A 14144-nucleotide genomic window follows, 5' to 3' on the forward strand; every position below is an offset into this window, starting at 1 on the left:
TGTCCCGCCCGCCGTGGGGGTTGGGTGTCCACCCCCGTGGGGGGCCAAACCCCAAACTTTTTGTTTTTTCCACCGCCAAACGCCCGGAGCCATAGCGGAGGGCAGCGGCGCCGACCCCCACCCGGACCTTCGGTCCGACCTCCCCACAAGGGGGAGGTAGAAGGCCGCCGATCAAATCGCCGCGGTAATAATAATCTCGACCAGATAGTCCGGGGTGGCGAGCTTTGCTTCGCCGGTGGCGCGGGCTGGCGTGTTGCCCTGCGGCACCCACTTGTCCCACTCCGCGTTCATCTCGGCAAAGGTGCTCATGTCGGCCAGCCAGATGATCGCCTGCAGTATCTTGGTCTTGTCGGAACCGGCCTTGGCCAGCAGTTCGTCGATGGCCGCCAGGATGTCCCTGGTCTGCGAAGCGACGTTGCCGGTTGGCTGGCCGACCTGACCAGCCAGATAGACGGTATTGCCATGGATGACGATCTGGCTCATGCGCGGGCCAATATCGATGCGACGAATGCTCATTGGATGGTTCCTTCCTGTGGCGGTTGCGCTTCTTTAGAGTCGCGACCGGCTTCGGGCAAGATCGTCAGGTCGAATCCCCTTGGGCCAACGGCATATGGATGTGCAAACACGGCAAGTTGACCCTGCGGCCGCAATTCCGCCGGATTGGCTTGTTGACTAATGTAATAACATCACATATCCAGTCGGCCGCTGCCAGCAGCCGGATTTCGTCGCCTACGGATCGCAGAATGACAAATACCTGCCTGACATTCCGCGACCTGACGCTTGGCTACGGCAGCCATCCGGCGATCCATCATCTCGACGGCACCATCCGCAAGGGCTCGCTGACCGCTGTGGTCGGCGCCAATGGCTCCGGCAAATCGACGCTGATGAAAGGCATTGTCGGCGTCCTGAAGCCGATGGCCGGCGAGGTTATCCGCGCGCCCGGTGTACGTGCCGCCTATCTGCCGCAGCAATCGGAGCTCGACCGCTCCTTTCCGGCACGGGTGGTGGATCTGGTTTCGCTCGGCCTGTGGCCACGGCGCGGCCTGCTTGGCCGCTACACCAAGGAAGATCGCGAAGACGTCAGCAAGGCGCTGATGGCGGTTGGCCTCGGCGGTTTCGAGAAGCGGCCGATCGACACGCTGTCGGGCGGCCAGTTGCAGCGCACGCTGTTTGCGCGTGTCCTGCTGCAGGACGCCGACCTCATCCTGCTCGACGAACCCTTCAATGCTGTCGACGCCAAGACGGTCGGCGACCTCATTGCCCTGATCAAGCACTGGCATGGCGAGGAACGCACCATCATGGTTGTCGTGCACGATCTGGACCTGGTGCGGCAGAATTTCCCCGAAACGCTGCTTCTCGCCCGCCAGCCGATCGCCTGGGGCGAAACCAGGGAAACGCTGAAGCCTGATAACCTGTTGCGCGCCCGCCGCTTCCACGAAGCCTGGGAAGAAAATGCACCCTGGTGCGAGCCGGGCGAGGACGCTCATGGTCACGATCACCATGGCCACGATCACCGTGACCATCAACACGGCGTCGGACCGAGGGCTGCCTGATGGACATGCTTTACGGTCTTGTCATCGCGCCCTTCGCCGATTTCGGCTTCATGCAGCGGGCTTTGATCGGTTCGCTGATGCTGTCGCTCGGCGCCTGCCCTATCGGCGTCTTCCTGATGCTGCGACGCATGAGCCTGTCGGGCGACGCGATGGCGCACGCCATCCTGCCCGGTGCAGCCGCCGGCTTCCTGTTCTATGGACTGGAGATCCTGCCGATGACCATCGGCGGCCTGATCGCCGGCGTCATCGTCGCGCTCGGCGCCGGCGCCGTCTCGCGCTTCACCATCCAGCGCGAGGACGCCTCGATGGCGGCGTTCTATCTGATTTCGCTCGCCATCGGCGTGCTGATGGTGTCGATCCGCGGTTCCAGCGTCGATCTCATGCACGTGCTGTTCGGCACCGTGCTGGCGCTCAACGATGAGGCCCTGACGCTGATCGGCGGCATCGTCGCGGTGACGCTGGTCAGCCTCGCGATCTTCTGGCGGGCGCTGGTCGCCGAATGCCTCGACCCGCTGTTCCTGCGCTCGGTCAGCCGGCTCGGCAGTCCGGTGCATTTCATCTTCCTCGGCCTTGTCGTGCTCAACCTTGTCGGCGGCTTCCAGGCACTCGGCACGCTTCTGTCGGTTGGGCTGATGATGCTGCCGGCCGCAGCCGCCCGCTTCTGGACAGTTCGCGTCGAGCCGATGTGCGTGCTGGCGGTGCTGATCGGCTTCGCGTCCTGCGTCGCCGGGCTGCTTTTGTCCTATCACGCGTCGCTGCCGTCCGGCCCGGCCATCATCCTGTCGGCCGGCGTCGTCTATTTCGCCTCGATCCTGTTTGGCACGCGCGGCATTCTGCGCGCGCGCATCATCCATCACCGTCACAGAACGGCCTGATCCCCGCCCCTAGAAGGAGACCCGTCTATGCTGAAATCGATCCATGCCGCCTTGGCTATGAGCGTTATAACATTAACCGCCTTTGGCGCATCGTCGGCCTTGGCGGCACCGCTGAAAGTGGTCGCCAGCTTCACCGTCATTGCCGATTTCGCCAAAAATGTCGGCGGCGACCGCATCGACGTCACCACCATTGTCGGGCCGGATGGCGACGCCCATGTCTACGAGCCGAGCCCGGCCGATGCTGTGGCCATGGCCAAGGCCGACATCGTGCTGGTCAACGGCCTGCATTTCGAAGGTTTCCTGCAGCGGCTGGTCGATGCCAGCGCCACCAAGGCGTCTATCATTACCTTGACCAAGGGCGTGACGCCGATCGATTTCAAGCCTGAATTCGCCGATGCCGACGCGGCCGAAGGTGCCGGCACCGGCGGCGGCAAGACGGTCACCGATCCGCACGCCTTCCAGTCGATCGCCAATGCCAGGATCTACGTGAAGAACATCGCCGAGGCTTTCTGCGCGGCGGATGCGGACGGCTGCGTCAGCTACCAGACCAATGCCGCCGCCTACACGAGGAAGCTCGACGCGGTCGAAGGTGAAGTGAAAACTGCGATTGCCTCGATCCCGGAGAGCAAGCGCGTCGTCATCACCTCGCATGACGCCTTCGGCTATTTCGAACACGCGTATGGCCTGACCTTCCTCGCCCCGCAAGGCATCTCGACCGACTCCGAGCCATCCGCCGCAGACGTCGCCAAACTGGTCAATCAGGTGAAGCAGGACAAGGCGGCTGCGATCTTCGTCGAGAACATCACCAATCCGCGCCTGATCGAACAGATCGCCAGCGAAACCGGCATCAAGGTCGGCGGCACGCTCTATTCGGATGCGCTGTCGCAGCCCGACGGCCCGGCTGCGACCTATATCGACATGATGCACAACAACATCCGTCAGATCAAAGGCGCCATTCTCGGCAGCTGAGTTTGAAGGATCGTCCAGCCGGGCCGCATCGGCCCGGTTGGATTTTCCGGCACGCAGTGTCTATTTGGCAGAGAATTCCTTCGGTATGGATTGCCGCCCATGTCGGGGAGTGGCAAGACTGCCGCCTGACCAGTTTGCGAGGATGCTGCCATGGAATACCGCGAAATCAGCGAGGACTATTCGGTTTCGGGCCAGATCCAGCCTGAGGACGTCGCCGCCATCAAGGAAGCCGGCTTCAAGAGCGTCATCTGCAACCGGCCCGATGACGAACAGCCCGGCCAGCCTTCTGCCGACACCGTCAAGGCAGCGGTCGAAGCCGCAGGGCTTGCCTTCCGCTACATCCCCGTCATCAGCGGCCAGATCACCGCCGAGAATGTCGAGGATCAGGCCGAAGCGCTCGACGAGCTCGACGGCCCGGTCTTCGCCTATTGCCGCTCCGGCGCCCGCTGCACCAATTTGTATGGGTTGATCCAGCAGTCGAAGGATTGAACGGCCTTCCGTCATTCCGTAGGCTGGCGATCCTTCACACCCCCCTCTGGCCTGCCGGCCATCTCCCCCGCAAGGGGGGAGATCGGCAGCTTCGCCGCCAAGGCTCTTCCTGCAACGTTGGCGATTGGCGAAGGGATTCGCGACATCCAATCTCCCCCCTTGCGGGGGAGATGTCCGGCAGGACAGAGGGGGGTGCTGCCCCTCCGACGTATCAACTGAAATCCGTTCTGCCTAAATCGGCAGCGCGCCGGTTTCCTTCAGCGTCTCCAGCACGATCGCCGTTTTTACATGCTGCACGGATTCGTGCGGCAAGAGCACGCCGTTGACGAATTCCGACAGCGACTTCAGGTCGGGCGTCACCACTTTCAGGATGTAATCCATCTCGCCGGTCAGCGCGTGCGCTTCCTGCACCTCGGGCAGCCGCGCCACCAGTTCACCGAAGCGCCGCGCATTGTCGTGATTGTGCGTGGCGAGTGTGACCGAGATGACGTTGACCAGCGAAAAACCGAGTTTGTCGCGGTCGAGCACCGCCCGATAGCCCTTGATAAAGCCATCCTCCTCGAGCCGCTGGCGGCGGCGCGAGCATTGCGACGCCGACAGGTTCACCCGCTCCGAAAGATCATTGTTGGTCAGCCGCGCATCACCCTGCAATAGCGCCATTATCTTGCGATCAAACTGATCAATGCGCGTCTCATCCATGGCTTTTCCTCATATCATGCACGCTTCCCGCATGACATCATCATTTCAAGCGTTTGAATGCAAGCACCGTGCGCCTCCTCCGCGTTATGATCGTGTCAAAGGGCCTTTTCAGGCCAGGCCAGCTTTCGGAGGAATATCATGGGTCCCTTCCCGCACGACGCCCCGCCCGCCAAGATCAGCAAGGACAACCCGGCCGGCACCGATGGTTTCGAGTTTGTCGAATTCGCGCATCCGGAGCCGCAGAAGCTCGCTGAACTGTTCACCCGTATGGGCTATGTCGCGGTGGCCAAGCACCGCACGAAAGACATCACCATCTGGCGGCAGGGCGACATCAACTATGTCGTCAATGCCGAGCCTGGCTCGCACGCGATGAAGTTCGTCGACAGGCATGGGCCTTGTGCTGCCTCGATGGCCTGGCGGGTTGTCGATGCCAAGCACGCTTTCGATCACGCCGTTGCCAAGGGCGCCACGCCTTACGAAGGCGCCGACAAGGCGCTCGACGTGCCGGCAATCGTCGGCATTGGCGGCTCGCTGCTCTATTTCATCGAGACCTATGGCAAGAAGGGTTCGGCGTATGATGCCGAGTTCGAGTGGCTGGGCGAGCGCGACCCGCGGCCGCAAGGCGTCGGCTTCTACTATCTCGATCACCTGACCCACAATGTCTACCGCGGCCAGATGGACACATGGTGGGATTTCTACCGCAATCTGTTCGGCTTCAAGCAGATCCATTTCTTCGACATTGACGGCAAGATCACCGGCCTGGTCAGCCGCGCCATCACCTCGCCCTGCGGCAAGATCCGCATTCCGCTCAACGAGTCCAAGGACGAGACCAGCCAGATCGCCGAGTATCTGAAGAAGTACAATGGCGAGGGCATCCAGCACATCGCTGTCGGCACCGACGAGATCTACGCCGCCACCGACAGGTTGGCCGAGAACGGCCTGAAGTTCATGCCCGGCCCTCCGGAGACCTACTACGACATGTCGTATGACCGCGTGAATGGCCATGACGAACCGATCGAGCGGATGAAGAAGCACGGTATCCTGATCGACGGCGAAGGCGTCGTCGACGGCGGCACGACCAAGATCCTGCTGCAGATCTTTTCGAAGACCGTGATCGGCCCGATCTTTTTCGAGTTCATCCAGCGCAAGGGCGACGAAGGTTTTGGCGAGGGCAACTTCCGCGCGCTGTTCGAATCCATCGAGCAGGACCAGATCAAGCGCGGGGTGATCAAGGTTCAGGCTGCGGAGTAGTAGATTCGAACCGGGCTTCTTGCGGCGCGACCAATTATGACCTAAATTATGGTCATAAGGATCGCGCTATGAATGTTTCCATCGCCGAGGCCAAGGCCAAATTGTCGGAACTCGTCAGCCGCGCGGAAGCCGGCGAGGAGATCGTTCTCACACGCCACGGCAAGGTGGCCGCGCGCATCGTACCGCCGGCAGCGGCCGAACCACTGCCGCGTATTGGCGCCTTGAAGGGCAAGATTTGGATTGCGGACGATTTTGATGAACTCGGTCCCGAATGGGACGAGTACGTGAAATGACGGTCGGCCCGTTTCTCGCCGACACGCATATCATCCTGTGGTCGATTTCAGACGATCCACGTCTCAGCCAGCACCACCGCGCTATCTTGGCTTCGGAAGCGGTGGTGTTCGCGAGCGCGGCAAGCGTCTGGGAAATTGCCATCAAACGCTCAATCGGAAAACTCAACGCGCCGGACGATCTGCCAACGCTGCTTCCCAGAATGCAATTTCAGCCACTTGCCGTCACTTTGCAGCATGCGAACGCCGTCAGCAGCCTACCCCACCATCATGGTGATCCATTCGACAGACTGCTGATCGCGCAGGCGCAAATGGAGAACCTAGCAATCCTTACATCCGACCCGTGTTTTGCCCGTTATGATGTCGCTCTGGGATGATTAGCGAGACAAGTCGCTCTCACAAACCCAACCGCTCGACCTCTCTCTCCCTCAGCTTCGCATCATAACAGAGCAGAAATTCATCCAATTGCGGCGGCTTGACCGACGTGCCCGAAAGCATTGCGTGCACCTGGCCGCGGTGATGGATGTCGTGCAGAAAGACATGGGCGAGGATATCGCCGATGCGCTCGGGGATCATGCCGTCCTCGCGCCGGTCGGTGATGACGCGGCGATCGAGATCGTCGGCCGACAGCCTATCGCAAAAGGCGATCAGCCGCCGGTCGGCTGCGACCTGCGCGGCAAACAACGCCGCCGGCTCGTCGAGGGGCACGAAGTCGTCATGGGCGGCAGCACCGAGACCACCCTCTTCGAGAAAATCGAGATAGAGAAGATCGACCGCAAGGATGTGGTTGAGCGTTGCCTTGATCGACGGAAAGAAGCTGGTGCGTTCGGCCTCGAACTCACCGGGCTGGAGGGACAGCACCGCGCGGTAGAGCCGGTCGTTCGACCACAGATTGTTGCCGGCCATACGGCGCAGATGGTCGAGAAGGTTCACGAGATCATCCCCCTGCCCGCACCAGATGCAAGCCTGCCCCCATGATCGCGAATCCGGCAAGAACGATCAACAGCAGCCCGTTCATGCGTCGCCGCATGGCTTGCGTCTCCTCATCCCGCGCGACTTTGATGTTGGTGATGGTGTGGAACATCATCGCCTTGCGCGGAAAGCCGCTGCGGTTGGTCAGGTCGGGCGAGCGCGCCTCGATGCGGTAACTCAGCCGGATCGCCTGGATGAAGACCGCCAGTATGGCGGGTGCCCAGACACCAGCCAGCAGATAGACCCCCGTCATGCCCTCACCTCTCGTATTTTTCGACCTTCTGCTCGATGGCGCCGAATATCGAATGCCCCGTTTTGTCCTTCATCTCGATGCGCACCGTGTCGCCGAAGCGCAGGAACGGCGTTTTGGGTTCGCCTGACACGATCGTCTCGATCATGCGCAGTTCGGCGATGCAGGAATAGCCGGCGCCACCGGCCGAAACAGGCTTGCCCGGCCCGCCGTCGAGCTTGTTGGAGACGGTCCCCGAGCCGATGATCGTGCCGGCGGCCAATGGCCGTGTCCTTGCCGCGTGAACGATCAGCGCCGGGAAGTCGAAGGTCATGTCGATACCGGCATTGGCCCGGCCGAACGGCTTGCCGTTGAGGTCGGCGAGCAGCGGCAGGCTGACCTTGCCGCCGTCCCAGGCGTCACCCAGTTCGTCGGGCGTCACCGCGACCGGCGAAAACGCCGAGGACGGCTTTGACTGGAAAAAACCAAACCCCTTCGCCAGCTCCGGCCCGGTGAGCGCACGCAACGTGACATCGTTGACCAGCATGACCAGTCGGATCGCTGCCCTTGCTTCTTCGAGACTGGCGCCCAGCGGCACGTCGTCGACAATGACGGCGACCTCGCCTTCCATGTCGATGCCGAAGCCTTCGTCAGCCATGCGGATCGGGTCACGTGGCGGAATGAAGGCGTCCGAGCCGCCCTGGTAGATCAGCGGGTCGGTCCAGAAGCTTGCCGGCATCTCGGCGCTGCGTGCTTTGCGCACCAGTTCGACATGGTTCACGTAAGCCGAGCCGTCGGCCCATTGATAGGCGCGCGGCAGCGGCGAGTGGGCGTCATGCTCGTGGAAGCGCTCCGCCGGCATCGCATTGTTCTCAAGCGATTCCGCTATTGTCGCGAGATGCGGGGCGATGCGGCGCCAGTCGTCGAGCGCCGCCTGCAGCGTGCGCACCAGGAACGAGGCGTCGGTGAAGCGTGTCAGGTCGCGCGAGACGACGACGAGTTTTCCGTCGCGCGTCCCGTCCTTCAATGTGGCAAGCTTCATGCGATTTCCTCTCCTTGTGCAGCTTTCCCGCTGCTTAAGCCCACAACAAGGCCGTCGCGGGCGATCGTCAAGTCGCCAGCCCATGTTTTCCTGACAGCGGCAGTCCAGTCGGCCTCGCCGATCCCGGGATCGTCGGCTGGAATGAGGTGATTGAGCACCAGTCTCTTCACCCCGGCATCGCTGGCGATGCTGCCGGCCTCTTCGGCAAAGCTGTGGCTGGCAAGCAGATGCTCTTTCAGCCGCGCGCCATTGCCGGTCCTGGCCACCAGCCGCTCGATGCCTTCCTCCAGCATGGCTTCATGGACGAGGATATCCGCACTCCGGGCGAATTCGGTGAGCGGCGGAAAGAAGGCCGTGTCAGCGGAGAACACCACGCTTTTCCCGCCGTGTTCGAAGCGCAGGGCAAAGCAGTCGGTCACCGGCGGATGCTCGACGCGCAGCGCCGAAACCGTCAAGCCGCCCTGCTCGAGCACCTGGCCTTCGCCGAATTCGACGATCGAAACCAGGTCTCGAATATCCGGCCGGCCCTCGTCGACGACGCGGATTTCGATGTCGAAGTCCATCGCCTGGCAAAAGCGCTGCCAATAATGATCCGTGCCGGGCGGACCGAACACGTGGACCGGCGCCGCCAGACCCGCCGTCCAGGCGGTGTGGATCAGCGGCCCCAGTTCCAGCACATGGTCGGAGTGCAGATGCGTGATGAAGATCAGGTCGAGTCCCTTCAGGCTGACACCCGCGTTGACCAGACCACGCGTGACGCCAAGTCCGCAGTCGACGACGATGCTGCGGCCGCCGATCTGCAGCAGCGACGAACTTGGCCATGGGCCACCCGGCCGCAGTGCCGGGCCGCCCTTCGAGCCAAGAAGCACCAGCCGATCCGGCATTGGCTCGGTGCTCAAGACCAGTCGCCCTCGGGCGTGCCGTTGAAACGCTTCTTCAGATCCGCCCAGCAGTCGATGTAATTGTCCTGCCGGGTTTCGAGTTCGGCGCCGTAGCGGGTCAGCATCTGCGGAAATCGGGTCTCGAACATGAACGCCATGGTGTTGTCGAGCTTGACCGGTTTCAGGTCCGCGCGCGAGGCCTTTTCGAAGCCAGGCGCATCCGGCCCATGGGCCAGCATCAGATTGTGCAGGCTGATGCCGCCGGGCACAAAGCCTTCTTCCTTGGCGTCGTACTGGCCATGGATCAGGCCCATGAACTCGCTCATAATGTTGCGGTGGTACCAGGGCGGCCGGAAGGTATCTTCGGCCACCAGCCAGCGCGGCGGGAAGATGACGAAGTCGATATTGGCCGTGCCCTCCTCGCCGCTCGGTGCGGTCAGCACCGTGAAGATGGACGGGTCGGGATGGTCGAACAGCAGCGCTCCGACCGGCGAAAAGGTCGCCAGATCATATTTGTAGGGCGCGTAGTTGCCGTGCCAGGCAACGACGTCGAGCGGCGAATGGCCGATCTCGGTGACATGGAAATTGCCGCACCATTTCACCGTCAGCCGGCAAGGCGTTTCCTTCTCCTCGAACCAGGCGCAAGGCGTCTTGAAATCGCGCGGATTGGCCAGGCAATTGGCGCCGATCGGGCCACGGTCGGGCAGCGTCAGCTTGGCACCGTAGTTTTCGCAGACATAGCCGCGCACTTCCTTGTCGACCAGCTCGACCTTGAAGACCAGACCGCGTGGCAGCACGGCGATCTCGCCGGGCCGAAGCTCTATGACGCCCATCTCGGTGACGAAGCGCAAGGCGCCGACCTGCGGCACGACCAGCAATTCACCGTCGGCGTTGAAGAAATGGTCGTCGACCATCGAGGTGTTGGCGACATAGACATGCGCTGCCATGCCCGCCTGACCGAGCACGTCGCCTGATGTGGTGATGCTGCGCATGCCCTTGATAAAATCGGTCGGCTCCTTCGGCATCGGCACCGGATTCCAGCGGTACTGGCCAAGCGCCAGTTCGTGATCACCGACATTGGGCGCGCTCTTCCACAAGGGATAGCTCGCCGGCTTGAAGCGGCCGGTGTGCTTCACACTTGGCCGGATGCGGTAGAGCCAGGAGCGCTCATTGGTGCCGCGCGGCGCGGTGAAGGGCGAGCCCGAAAGCTGCTCGGCGTAGAGGCCGTAGGCCGGCCGCTGCGGGGAATTCCGTCCTTGCGGCAGCGAACCGGGCAGCGTCTCGGTTTCGAAGTCGTTGCCGAAGCCCGGCATATAGGAAAAGGCCATTGCTTCCTCCCGAAATGGATATCAATTGACCAAACTGGTTTCATTTGTAACCATTGAAAATGTAACCATCAATGGCGACTTTGAAAAATGGTGATCAAGAGCGAAGCGTCCGACGCGCCTGAAATTCTCAATCTGGAAAATTTCCTGCCCTACCGGCTGCACCGGCTTGCCGAGGCCGTCAGCCGGGAATTCTCGAGGATATACAAGGATCGTCACGGCCTCACGCGTCCCGAATGGCGCACGCTGGCCGGGCTCGGACAGCGTGGCACGATGACGGCGACGGCGCTGGGCGAACAGTCGGCCATGCACAAGACAAAGGTTTCGCGCGCTGTCGCCGAACTCGAACGGCGTCGCTGGCTGACGCGAAAACCGGACGAAAAAGACCGCCGTATCGAACATTTGACGCTGACCGGAACGGGGCTTGCCGCCTATCGCGAGATGGTGCCGCTGGCGAAGGCGTTCGAACGGGATTTGCTGGCAAGACTAAGTGCTGAAGAGCGCGCGGCGATCACCAGCGGACTGGCTGCATTGGAGACCAGTCTGGTCCCGAGCTAGTCCAAGATCAAGCCAATCACTCTGAACGACAGAGTTCGAGCGAGACTGCGTGGGAGCTCCCACCACAGCCAAAGCATAGCATTGCCTTCGATTTGATCGTGATTTGCGTTGTCAGGCCGCGTATAATGCCCATCACACCGACGGGAGGACTACGATGAGCATTCGCACATTAAGTGTCCTGGTGACGCTGCTTGTAGGCACCTGCACATTTGCGCAGGCCCAGCAGACAAAGCCGATGTCGATCGAAGTGTTCCCTTTCGAATTGGAGGATAAGAGCGCCGGGGCGGGAATAATTCCCCCGGATGAATATGACAGGCGCTATCTGTCGGAATCGGCACAAGTTGCGAGGGACATGCTCTCCCAGTCTGGGGGTTTTACAGTAATTGATGTGCCGGCGAGGGATACACAGGCTGCTGCGCCGCACGGATTGCGCAACTGCGCTGGTTGTGAAGGCCCGATTGCCAAGGAGCACGGCGCGTCGCTTGCCTTGCTTGGCGTCGTAACGCGCGTCAACCGAACAGAACATACTATGTTCATTCGCATCCTTGACGCCGAAACCGGGAGACATGTTTCGGAGGGGTTTACCGATCTTCGCATGGGTGCGAACCACGCGTGGCCCCGCTCCGTGAAATGGCTGATGAAAAACAGAATTCTGCGGTAGGGCGGCATCTACCAGTCCATCACCACCTTGCCGGAACTGCCGCTGCGCATCGCATCGAAGCCGGCTTGGAAATCGTCGATGCCGATGCGGTGCGTGATCAGGCCGGAGACATCCAGCGGGCCCTGCACAAGCGCGATCATCTTGTACCAGGTTTCGAACATCTCGCGGCCGTAGATGCCCTTGAGATGCAGCATCTTGAAGATGACCTTGTTCCAGTCGATCTCGAAGCCGGTCGGCGCGATGCCCAGAATGGCGATCTTGCCGCCATTGTTCATGGTGTCGATCATGTCGCGGAAAGCGGGGGCGGCGCCCGACATTTCGAGGCCGACGTCGAACCCCTCGGTCATGCCAAGCGCCGGCATGACGTCGCGCAGCTTTTCCTTCGAGGCGTCGACGACATGCTGGACGCCGAGTTTCTTGGCCAGCGCCAGCCGCACCGGGTTGATGTCGGTGATGACCACTTTGCGCGCGCCGACGCATTGCGCGACGAGCGCGCCCATGATGCCGATCGGCCCGGCGCCGGTCACCAGCACATCCTCGCCGACCAGATCAAAGGACAATGCGGTGTGAACGGCATTGCCCAGGGGATCGAAGATGGCGGCGATCTCGTCGGGCACATCATCGGGGATCGGCACGACATTGTGCTGCGGGATCGCCAGATACTCGCCGAAAGCGCCCGGACGGTTGACCCCGACGCCGAGCGTGTTGCGGCACAGATGCCCCCTGCCCGCCCGGCAGTTGCGGCAATGGCCGCAGACGATGTGGCCTTCGCCCGACACGCGCTTGCCAACCTTGTATTCGGTGACCGCAGCGCCGAAATCGGCAACGGTGCCGACGAATTCATGGCCGGTGACCATCGGCACCGGCACCGTCTTCTGCGCCCACTGGTCCCAATTGTAGATATGCACGTCGGTGCCGCAGATCGCCGTCTTCTTGATCTTGATCAGCACGTCGTTGGGGCCGATCTCCGGCACCGGCACCTCTTCCATCCAGATGCCTGGCTCGGCCTTGGCCTTCACCAGCGCCTTCATCATGTTCGACATGCTTTTGTCCCTTGAATCTCTTGATCCGGAAGCGCTTTTCGATTCCGGCCTTTCAGGAAATGACCCCGAGTTCGCGCCCGACGGCGGCAAACGCTTCCACCGCGCGGTCGATATCGGCGCTGGAATGGGCCGCCGACATCTGCGTGCGGATGCGGGCCTGCCCTTTCGGCACCACCGGGAAGGAGAAGCCGATGACATAGATGCCGCGCTTCAGCATGCGCGCCGCCATCTCCTGCGCCAGGCTGGCATCACCCAGCATCACCGGGATGATCGGATGATCGGCTCCGGCCAGCGTGAAGCCGAGTTTGCCCATCTGCGACCGGAAGCGCGCCGCATTGTCGTAGAGTTTGTCGCGCAGCCCATCGCCGTCTTTGATCAGTTCGAACACTTTGATCGAAGCGCCGGCGATCGCCGGCATCAGCGTGTTGGAGAACAGATACGGCCGTGAGCGCTGGCGCAGCCAGTCGACCACCTGGCCTTTGCCCGAGGTGTAGCCACCGGAGGCCCCGCCAAGCGCCTTGCCGAGCGTGCCGGTGACGATGTCGACCCTGCCCTCGACGCCGCAATGTTCGGCCGAGCCGCGGCCGTTCTGGCCGACGAAGCCGACGGCATGGCTGTCGTCGACCATCACCATGGCGTCGTATTTCTCGGCGAGGTCGCAGACACCCCTGAGATTGGCGATGATGCCATCCATCGAAAACACGCCGTCGGTGGCGATCAACCGGAAGCGGCAGTCTTTCGCCTCCTTCAGGCGCGCCTCGAGATCGGCCATATCGTTGTTGGCGTAGCGGAAACGTTTGGCCTTAGACAGCCTCACGCCATCGATGATCGAGGCATGATTCAAGGCATCCGAGATAATGGCGTCTTCCTCGCCCAGCAGCGTCTCGAACAGGCCGCCATTGGCATCGAAACAGGAGCCGTAGAGGATGGTGTCTTCCATGCCGAGGAAAGAGGAAATCGTGGATTCGAGCTGCTTGTGCTCTTCCTGCGTGCCGCAGATAAAGCGCACCGATGCCATGCCGTAGCCATAGCGGTCGAGCGCCTGCTTGGCAGCATTGCGCAAATCGGCGCTATCGGCGAGGCCGAGATAGTTGTTGGCACAGAAATTCAGCACCTTGTCGCCGCCGACCTCGATCTCGGCCGACTGCGTCGAAGTGATCAACCGCTCCGACTTGTAGAGGCCTGCCGATTTGAGCCCCGCGAGCTCGCTGTCGATGTGGGAGAGGAATGCTGCGGTCATGGTCGGCCTCGTTTGATGTGGGCTGACTGTCGTCTCGTCCGCGCGAAAAATCCATCGCAAAAACGAC

General features: G+C 61.8%; 18 protein-coding genes. 9 read left to right on the plus strand and 9 right to left on the minus strand.

Annotated features, from left to right (window positions below):
• Window positions 1-171 precede the first annotated feature (171 nt).
• Entirely contained in the window at window positions 172-516 is a 345-nt protein-coding gene (locus NKI21_RS25730) for a RidA family protein (protein WP_352721281.1), read from the minus strand.
• 227 nt (window positions 517-743) lie between these two features.
• On the opposite strand from NKI21_RS25730, the gene aztA reads away from it, so the two are divergent.
• From aztA to NKI21_RS25750, 4 genes are all read left to right on the plus strand, one after another.
• Entirely contained in the window at window positions 744-1553 is an 810-nt protein-coding gene (aztA, locus tag NKI21_RS25735; RefSeq protein ID WP_352868018.1) for a zinc ABC transporter ATP-binding protein AztA, read from the plus strand.
• The gene (aztB, locus tag NKI21_RS25740) at window positions 1553-2428 is read left to right on the plus strand and encodes a zinc ABC transporter permease AztB (protein ID WP_031212890.1); all 876 of its coding nucleotides are present in this window, start codon (window positions 1553-1555) and stop codon (window positions 2426-2428) included. The genes aztA and aztB overlap by 1 nt, the downstream gene beginning before the upstream one ends.
• Before the next feature lie 27 nt (window positions 2429-2455).
• On the plus strand, window positions 2456-3397 hold the full coding sequence (gene aztC / locus NKI21_RS25745; protein ID WP_023810167.1) for a zinc ABC transporter substrate-binding protein AztC: 942 nt from the start codon (window positions 2456-2458) through the stop codon (window positions 3395-3397).
• 150 nt (window positions 3398-3547) lie between these two features.
• Window positions 3548-3886, plus strand: a complete 339-nt coding sequence (locus NKI21_RS25750) for a protein tyrosine phosphatase family protein (RefSeq protein ID WP_127288934.1) — start codon at window positions 3548-3550, stop codon at window positions 3884-3886.
• Between the two features lie 231 nt (window positions 3887-4117).
• On the opposite strand, the gene NKI21_RS25755 is transcribed toward NKI21_RS25750, so the two are convergent.
• Window positions 4118-4585, minus strand: coding sequence for an Lrp/AsnC family transcriptional regulator (locus tag NKI21_RS25755; protein ID WP_023813591.1), 468 nt, complete (start codon window positions 4583-4585; stop codon window positions 4118-4120).
• A gap of 138 nt (window positions 4586-4723) precedes the next feature.
• On the opposite strand from NKI21_RS25755, the gene hppD reads away from it, so the two are divergent.
• The 3 genes from hppD to NKI21_RS25770 all read left to right on the plus strand — a co-directional run bounded on the left by hppD (window position 4724) and on the right by NKI21_RS25770 (window position 6503).
• On the plus strand, window positions 4724-5836 hold the full coding sequence (gene hppD / locus NKI21_RS25760; protein WP_352868022.1) for a 4-hydroxyphenylpyruvate dioxygenase: 1113 nt from the start codon (window positions 4724-4726) through the stop codon (window positions 5834-5836).
• Window positions 5837-5904: 68 nt separating this feature from the next.
• On the plus strand, window positions 5905-6129 hold the full coding sequence (locus NKI21_RS25765; protein WP_023813589.1) for a type II toxin-antitoxin system Phd/YefM family antitoxin: 225 nt from the start codon (window positions 5905-5907) through the stop codon (window positions 6127-6129).
• Window positions 6126-6503, plus strand: coding sequence for a type II toxin-antitoxin system VapC family toxin (locus NKI21_RS25770; protein WP_352553954.1), 378 nt, complete (start codon window positions 6126-6128; stop codon window positions 6501-6503). The genes NKI21_RS25765 and NKI21_RS25770 overlap by 4 nt, the downstream gene beginning before the upstream one ends.
• A 19-nt stretch (window positions 6504-6522) precedes the next feature.
• On the opposite strand, the gene NKI21_RS25775 is transcribed toward NKI21_RS25770, so the two are convergent.
• From NKI21_RS25775 to hmgA, 5 genes are read right to left on the minus strand one after another with little or no spacing between them, the layout of a single operon-like run.
• Window positions 6523-7059: a DinB family protein gene (locus tag NKI21_RS25775; RefSeq protein ID WP_127288940.1), complete on the minus strand. Its 537-nt coding sequence runs from the start codon at window positions 7057-7059 to the stop codon at window positions 6523-6525.
• Between the two features lie 4 nt (window positions 7060-7063).
• Complete coding sequence (locus NKI21_RS25780) at window positions 7064-7351, minus strand: hypothetical protein (RefSeq protein ID WP_352868024.1); 288 nt, start codon at window positions 7349-7351, stop codon at window positions 7064-7066.
• A 4-nt stretch (window positions 7352-7355) separates the two neighbouring features.
• A complete protein-coding gene (locus tag NKI21_RS25785; protein WP_352868026.1) occupies window positions 7356-8369 on the minus strand; it encodes a fumarylacetoacetate hydrolase family protein in 1014 nt (337 codons plus the stop codon).
• Complete coding sequence (locus NKI21_RS25790; protein ID WP_164893029.1) at window positions 8366-9253, minus strand: MBL fold metallo-hydrolase; 888 nt, start codon at window positions 9251-9253, stop codon at window positions 8366-8368. The genes NKI21_RS25785 and NKI21_RS25790 overlap by 4 nt, the downstream gene beginning before the upstream one ends.
• Window positions 9254-9264: 11 nt before the next feature.
• Window positions 9265-10578: a homogentisate 1,2-dioxygenase gene (gene hmgA / locus NKI21_RS25795; RefSeq protein WP_352868029.1), complete on the minus strand. Its 1314-nt coding sequence runs from the start codon at window positions 10576-10578 to the stop codon at window positions 9265-9267.
• Window positions 10579-10665: 87 nt separating this feature from the next.
• Here hmgA and NKI21_RS25800 point away from each other — a divergent pair, with 87 nt between their 5' ends.
• On the plus strand, window positions 10666-11133 hold the full coding sequence (locus NKI21_RS25800) for a MarR family winged helix-turn-helix transcriptional regulator (RefSeq protein ID WP_352611658.1): 468 nt from the start codon (window positions 10666-10668) through the stop codon (window positions 11131-11133).
• Between the two features lie 154 nt (window positions 11134-11287).
• Window positions 11288-11794, plus strand: a complete 507-nt coding sequence (locus tag NKI21_RS25805) for a DUF2380 domain-containing protein (protein ID WP_352678555.1) — start codon at window positions 11288-11290, stop codon at window positions 11792-11794.
• 8 nt (window positions 11795-11802) lie between these two features.
• On the opposite strand, the gene tdh is transcribed toward NKI21_RS25805, so the two are convergent.
• Window positions 11803-12837, minus strand: coding sequence for an L-threonine 3-dehydrogenase (tdh, locus tag NKI21_RS25810; RefSeq protein ID WP_352678558.1), 1035 nt, complete (start codon window positions 12835-12837; stop codon window positions 11803-11805).
• A 52-nt stretch (window positions 12838-12889) separates the two neighbouring features.
• Window positions 12890-14077 carry a glycine C-acetyltransferase gene (locus tag NKI21_RS25815; RefSeq protein ID WP_352611657.1) on the minus strand — a complete coding sequence of 396 codons (1188 nt, stop codon included), beginning with the start codon at window positions 14075-14077 and terminating at the stop codon, window positions 12890-12892.
• Window positions 14078-14144 lie beyond the last annotated feature (67 nt).

The organism is Mesorhizobium sp. M0715, assembly GCF_040320355.1.
Lineage (GTDB): Bacteria > Pseudomonadota > Alphaproteobacteria > Rhizobiales > Rhizobiaceae > Mesorhizobium.

Coding starts and splice junctions, on each gene's coding strand:
- aztA (WP_352868018.1), top strand. CDS start 744: ATGACAAATACCTGCCTGACATTCCGCGACCTGACGCTTGGCTACGGC.
- hmgA (WP_352868029.1), bottom strand. CDS start 10,578: ATGGCCTTTTCCTATATGCCGGGCTTCGGCAACGACTTCGAAACCGAG.
- NKI21_RS25770 (WP_352553954.1), top strand. CDS start 6,126: ATGACGGTCGGCCCGTTTCTCGCCGACACGCATATCATCCTGTGGTCG.
- NKI21_RS25750 (WP_127288934.1), top strand. CDS start 3,548: ATGGAATACCGCGAAATCAGCGAGGACTATTCGGTTTCGGGCCAGATC.
- aztC (WP_023810167.1), top strand. CDS start 2,456: ATGCTGAAATCGATCCATGCCGCCTTGGCTATGAGCGTTATAACATTA.
- NKI21_RS25805 (WP_352678555.1), top strand. CDS start 11,288: ATGAGCATTCGCACATTAAGTGTCCTGGTGACGCTGCTTGTAGGCACC.
- NKI21_RS25815 (WP_352611657.1), bottom strand. CDS start 14,077: ATGACCGCAGCATTCCTCTCCCACATCGACAGCGAGCTCGCGGGGCTC.
- NKI21_RS25785 (WP_352868026.1), bottom strand. CDS start 8,369: ATGAAGCTTGCCACATTGAAGGACGGGACGCGCGACGGAAAACTCGTC.
- hppD (WP_352868022.1), top strand. CDS start 4,724: ATGGGTCCCTTCCCGCACGACGCCCCGCCCGCCAAGATCAGCAAGGAC.
- NKI21_RS25730 (WP_352721281.1), bottom strand. CDS start 516: ATGAGCATTCGTCGCATCGATATTGGCCCGCGCATGAGCCAGATCGTC.
- NKI21_RS25800 (WP_352611658.1), top strand. CDS start 10,666: ATGGTGATCAAGAGCGAAGCGTCCGACGCGCCTGAAATTCTCAATCTG.
- NKI21_RS25755 (WP_023813591.1), bottom strand. CDS start 4,585: ATGGATGAGACGCGCATTGATCAGTTTGATCGCAAGATAATGGCGCTA.
- NKI21_RS25780 (WP_352868024.1), bottom strand. CDS start 7,351: ATGACGGGGGTCTATCTGCTGGCTGGTGTCTGGGCACCCGCCATACTG.
- NKI21_RS25790 (WP_164893029.1), bottom strand. CDS start 9,253: ATGCCGGATCGGCTGGTGCTTCTTGGCTCGAAGGGCGGCCCGGCACTG.
- NKI21_RS25765 (WP_023813589.1), top strand. CDS start 5,905: ATGAATGTTTCCATCGCCGAGGCCAAGGCCAAATTGTCGGAACTCGTC.
- tdh (WP_352678558.1), bottom strand. CDS start 12,837: ATGTCGAACATGATGAAGGCGCTGGTGAAGGCCAAGGCCGAGCCAGGC.
- aztB (WP_031212890.1), top strand. CDS start 1,553: ATGGACATGCTTTACGGTCTTGTCATCGCGCCCTTCGCCGATTTCGGC.